The organism is Flexivirga meconopsidis (genome assembly GCF_026162425.1).
Classification (GTDB): domain Bacteria; phylum Actinomycetota; class Actinomycetes; order Actinomycetales; family Dermatophilaceae; genus Flexivirga; species Flexivirga meconopsidis.
The window spans coordinates 1-5,229 of sequence record NZ_JAOBQJ010000009.1 but is presented as its reverse complement, the minus strand read 5'-3'; the positions used below and the strand labels follow the sequence as shown (position 1 = coordinate 5,229).

Genomic DNA, 5,229 nt, shown 5'->3' with positions numbered 1-5,229 from the left:
TTTTTTGCGGAGAGTTTGATCCTGGCTCAGGACGAACGCTGGCGGCGTGCTTAACACATGCAAGTCGAACGATGATGCCCGTGCTTGCACGGGTGGATTAGTGGCGAACGGGTGAGTAACACGTGAGTAACCTGCCCTTCACTTTGGGATAAGCCTTGGAAACGGGGTCTAATACCGGGTATGACACATGGCCGCATGGTCTGTGTGTGGAAAGTTTTTGTGGTGGAGGATGGACTCGCGGCCTATCAGCTTGATGGTGGGGTAGTGGCCTACCATGGCTTTGACGGGTAGCCGGCCTGAGAGGGTGACCGGCCACACTGGGACTGAGACACGGCCCAGACTCCTACGGGAGGCAGCAGTGGGGAATATTGCACAATGGACGGAAGTCTGATGCAGCGACGCCGCGTGGGGGATGACGGCCTTCGGGTTGTAAACTCCTTTCGCCCATGACGAAGCTTTTTGTGACGGTAGTGGGAGAAGAAGCACCGGCTAACTACGTGCCAGCAGCCGCGGTAATACGTAGGGTGCGAGCGTTGTCCGGAATTATTGGGCGTAAAGAGCTTGTAGGCGGTTTGTCGCGTCTGCCGTGAAAGCCCAGGGCTTAACCCTGGGTCTGCGGTGGGTACGGGCAGGCTAGAGTGTGGTAGGGGAGACTGGAATTCCTGGTGTAGCGGTGAAATGCGCAGATATCAGGAGGAACACCGATGGCGAAGGCAGGTCTCTGGGCCATAACTGACGCTGAGAAGCGAAAGCATGGGGAGCGAACAGGATTAGATACCCTGGTAGTCCATGCCGTAAACGTTGGGCGCTAGGTGTGGGGCTCATTCCACGAGTTCCGTGCCGCAGCTAACGCATTAAGCGCCCCGCCTGGGGAGTACGGCCGCAAGGCTAAAACTCAAAGGAATTGACGGGGGCCCGCACAAGCGGCGGAGCATGCGGATTAATTCGATGCAACGCGAAGAACCTTACCAAGGCTTGACATACACCGGAATGTGCCAGAGATGGTGCAGCCTTTGGGCTGGTGTACAGGTGGTGCATGGTTGTCGTCAGCTCGTGTCGTGAGATGTTGGGTTAAGTCCCGCAACGAGCGCAACCCTCGTTCCATGTTGCCAGCACGTGATGGTGGGGACTCATGGGAGACTGCCGGGGTCAACTCGGAGGAAGGTGGGGATGACGTCAAATCATCATGCCCCTTATGTCTTGGGCTTCACGCATGCTACAATGGCTGGTACAGAGGGTTGCGATGCCGTGAGGTGGAGCGAATCCCTTAAAACTGGTCTCAGTTCGGATTGGGGTCTGCAACTCGACCCCATGAAGTTGGAGTCGCTAGTAATCGCAGATCAGCAACGCTGCGGTGAATACGTTCCCGGGCCTTGTACACACCGCCCGTCAAGTCACGAAAGTCGGTAACACCCGAAGCCGGTGGCCTAACCCTTGTGGGGGGAGCCGTCGAAGGTGGGATTGGCGATTGGGACTAAGTCGTAACAAGGTAGCCGTACCGGAAGGTGCGGCTGGATCACCTCCTTTCTAAGGAGCATGAACACCTTTCATCACCGAGTGTGTGGTGGGGTGGCTCACGGGTGGAACATCAATCATGGGCTTGCACTGTTTGTGTGCTGGTTGACTCGAGTACGAACCAAGGGCATCACATTGTGGTGTGTGGTTGGGGAAAGGGTTGCTGGTGTGTGGTGGTGTGAGTGTCGGCACGTTGTTGGGTCCTGAGAAAACGACCCTTCCCTTGGTTTTTCCGGGGGTGGGTGGTTTTTTCTGGTGCTGCCCGGTAGGTCATTGCATGTGATGTGTGGTGGTGTGCTGGTGTTGGTGTGTTGTTTGAGAATTGTATAGTGGACGCGAGCATCTTTGTGGCTTTTAATGCTGTTGTATGCGGGCCAGAAGCGTTTTGTTTGTGGTTTGTGTAAGTTTTTAAGGGCGCATGGTGGATGCCTTGGCATCAGGAACCGATGAAGGACGTAGGAATCTGCGATAAGCCTCGGGGAGCCGATAACCGGGCTGTGATCCGAGGGTTTCCGAATGGGGGAACCCCGCACCAGTTATGTGGTGTGACCCGTACCTGAATATATAGGGTGCGTGGAGGGAACGTGGGGAAGTGAAACATCTCAGTACCCACAGGAAGAGAAAACAAGAGTGATTCCGTGAGTAGTGGCGAGCGAAAGCGGATGAGGCTAAACCATGGTTGTGTGATACCTGTCAGGGGTTGCAGTCGTGGGGTTGTGGGTTGTTGTCGTACCGTGTCTGACAGCGCGGTCGTGTGATGGTGTGCGTGTAGCCGAACTGCTTTGAATGGTAGACCGTAGTGGGTGGGAGTCCCGTAGGCGAAACATGTGGCACGGCGCGTGATGATGTACCCAAGTAGCACGGGGCTCGTGGAATCTCGTGTGAATCTGCCAGGACCACCTGGTAAGCCTAAATATTCCCTGGTGACCGATAGCGGACTAGTACCGTGAGGGAAAGGTGAAAAGTACCCCGGGAGGGGAGTGAAATAGTACCTGAAACCATGCGCTTACAATCCGTCAGAGCTGGCATGCGTGCTGGTGATGGCGTGCCTTTTGAAGAATGAGCCTGCGAGTTAGTGCTCAGTGGCGAGGTTAACCCGTGTGGGGTAGCCGTAGCGAAAGCGAGTCCGAAGAGGGCGACCAGAGTCGCTGGGTCTAGACCCGAAGCGGAGTGATCTACCCATGGCCAGGTTGAAGCGACGGTAAGACGTCGTGGAGGACCGAACCCACCTAGGTTGAAAACTGGGGGGATGAGCTGTGGGTAGGGGTGAAAGGCCAATCAAACTCCGTGATAGCTGGTTCTCCCCGAAATGCATTTAGGTGCAGCGTCACGTGTTTCTTGCCGGAGGTAGAGCTACTGGATGGCTGATGGGCCTCACCAGGTTACTGACGTCAGCCAAACTCCGAATGCCGGTAAGTGTAAGCGTGGCAGTGAGACTGCGGGGGATAAGCTTCGTAGTCGAGAGGGAAACAGCCCAGATCACCAGCTAAGGTCCCTAAGCGTGTGCTAAGTGGGAAAGGATGTGGAGTTGCTGTGACAACCAGGAGGTTGGCTTAGAAGCAGCCACCCTTTAAAGAGTGCGTAATAGCTCACTGGTCAAGTGATTCCGCGCCGACAATGTAGCGGGGCTCAAGCACACCACCGAAGCTGTGGCAATCACACAAGTCCCTAGCGGCAACATTTTGGTGTTGTTGTTCAGGGGTGTGGTTGGGTAGGGGAGCGTCGTGTCACCAGTGAAGTCCCGGTGTGAACCAGGGGTGGAGGTGACACGAGTGAGAATGCAGGCATGAGTAGCGAATGACGGGTGAGAAACCCGTCCGCCGAATAACCAAGGGTTCCAGGGTCAAGCTAATCTGCCCTGGGTAAGTCGGGACCTAAGGCGAGGCCGACAGGCGTAGTCGATGGACATCCGGTTGATATTCCGGAACCGGCGAAGGACCGCCCATATCGAATCAGGGGATGCTAACCACCCGAACCACCATGTTTGATCCCTTCGGGGTGATGCGTGTGTGGGGAGCGTGGGACCCGATCTTGTAGTAGGTAAGCGATGGAGTGACGCAGGAAGGTAGCCTCCGCGGGGCGATGGTTGTCCCCGTCCAAGCGTGTAAGCCGGCTGGTAGGTAAATCCGTCAGTCATATGGCCGAGGCGTGATGGTGACCACGTAATGTGGGAAGTAGGGTGATCCTATGCTGCCGAGAAAAACTTCTAGCGAGGTTTGAGCCGCCCGTACCCTAAACCGACTCAGGTGGTTAGGTAGAGAATACTAAGGCGATCGAGTGAATCGTGGTTAAGGAATTCGGCAAAATGCCCCCGTAACTTCGGGAGAAGGGGGGCCTTCCATCTTGAAGCACTTCGCGTGCTAGGGGTGGGGGCCGCAGAGACCAGGGAGAAGCGACTGTTTACTAAAAACACAGGTCCGTGCGAAGAAGTAATTCGAGGTATACGGACTGACGCCTGCCCGGTGCTGGAACGTTAAGGGGACCGGTTAACACCTTTGTGGTGTGAAGCTGAGAACTTAAGCGCCAGTAAACGGCGGTGGTAACTATAACCATCCTAAGGTAGCGAAATTCCTTGTCGGGTAAGTTCCGACCTGCACGAATGGCGTAACGACTTCTCCACTGTCTCAACCGCGAACTCGGCGAAATTGCATTACGAGTAAAGATGCTCGTTACGCGCAGCAGGACGGAAAGACCCCGGGACCTTTACTACAGCTTGGTATTGGTGTTCGGTACGGCTTGTGTAGGATAGGTGGGAGACTGTGAAGCGCACGCGCCAGCGTGTGTGGAGTCATTGTTGAAATACCACTCTGGTCGTTCTGGGCTCCTAACTTCGGACCATGATCTGGTTCAGGGACAGTGCCTGGTGGGTAGTTTAACTGGGGCGGTTGCCTCCCAAAAGGTAACGGAGGCGCCCAAAGGTTCCCTCAGCCTGGTTGGTAATCAGGTGTCGAGTGTAAGTGCACAAGGGAGCTTGACTGTGAGACAGACATGTCGAGCAGAGACGAAAGTCGGGACTAGTGACCCGACGGTGGCTTGTGGAAGCGCCGTCGCTCAACGGACAAAAGGTACCCCGGGGATAACAGGCTGATCTTGCCCAAGAGCTCATATCGACGGCATGGTTTGGCACCTCGATGTCGGCTCGTCGCATCCTGGGGCTGGAGTAGGTCCCAAGGGTTGGGCTGTTCGCCCATTAAAGCGGTACGCGAGCTGGGTTTAGAACGTCGTGAGACAGTTCGGTCCCTATCCGCTGCGCGCGTAGGAAACTTGAGAAGACCTGTCCCTAGTACGAGAGGACCGGGATGGACGAACCACTGGTGTGTCAGTTGTCCTGCCAAGGGCACCGCTGATTAGCTACGTTCGGAAGTGATAACCGCTGAAAGCATCTAAGTGGGAAGCACGCTTCAAGATGAGGTTTCCAACACACTTTTTGTGTGGGGAGGCTCCCAGCGAGACTACTGGGTCGATAGGCCGGATGTGGAAGCACAGTAATGTGTGGAGCTGACCGGTACTAATCAGCCGACAACTTACTCAAACCCCAAACTTGACGCTCCATGACCCGCACTAACGGTCATGGCAGCCACAAGAAAGCAACGTTCGCGTCCACTATGCAATTCTGAAACAACACCCAACCACCCCCTTGTGGTGGGGGTTGGTGGTTCAACGAGTAACACGAATAATTGGATAGACGTGTACACGTTTGGAACCCGTGTGTGT

Annotated in this window: 2 rRNA genes; both read left to right on the top strand. The window is 55.5% G+C overall.

Features of this window, described 5'->3' with window-relative positions:
* Positions 1-3: 3 nt before the first annotated feature.
* Positions 4-1,527, top strand: a 16S ribosomal RNA gene (locus N2M23_RS20515).
* Between the two features lie 386 nt (positions 1,528-1,913).
* Positions 1,914-5,047: ribosomal RNA gene (locus N2M23_RS20510) — 23S ribosomal RNA — on the top strand.
* Together the 16S and 23S rRNA genes form the textbook arrangement of a ribosomal RNA operon.
* The last annotated feature ends 182 nt before the right edge of the window (positions 5,048-5,229 follow it).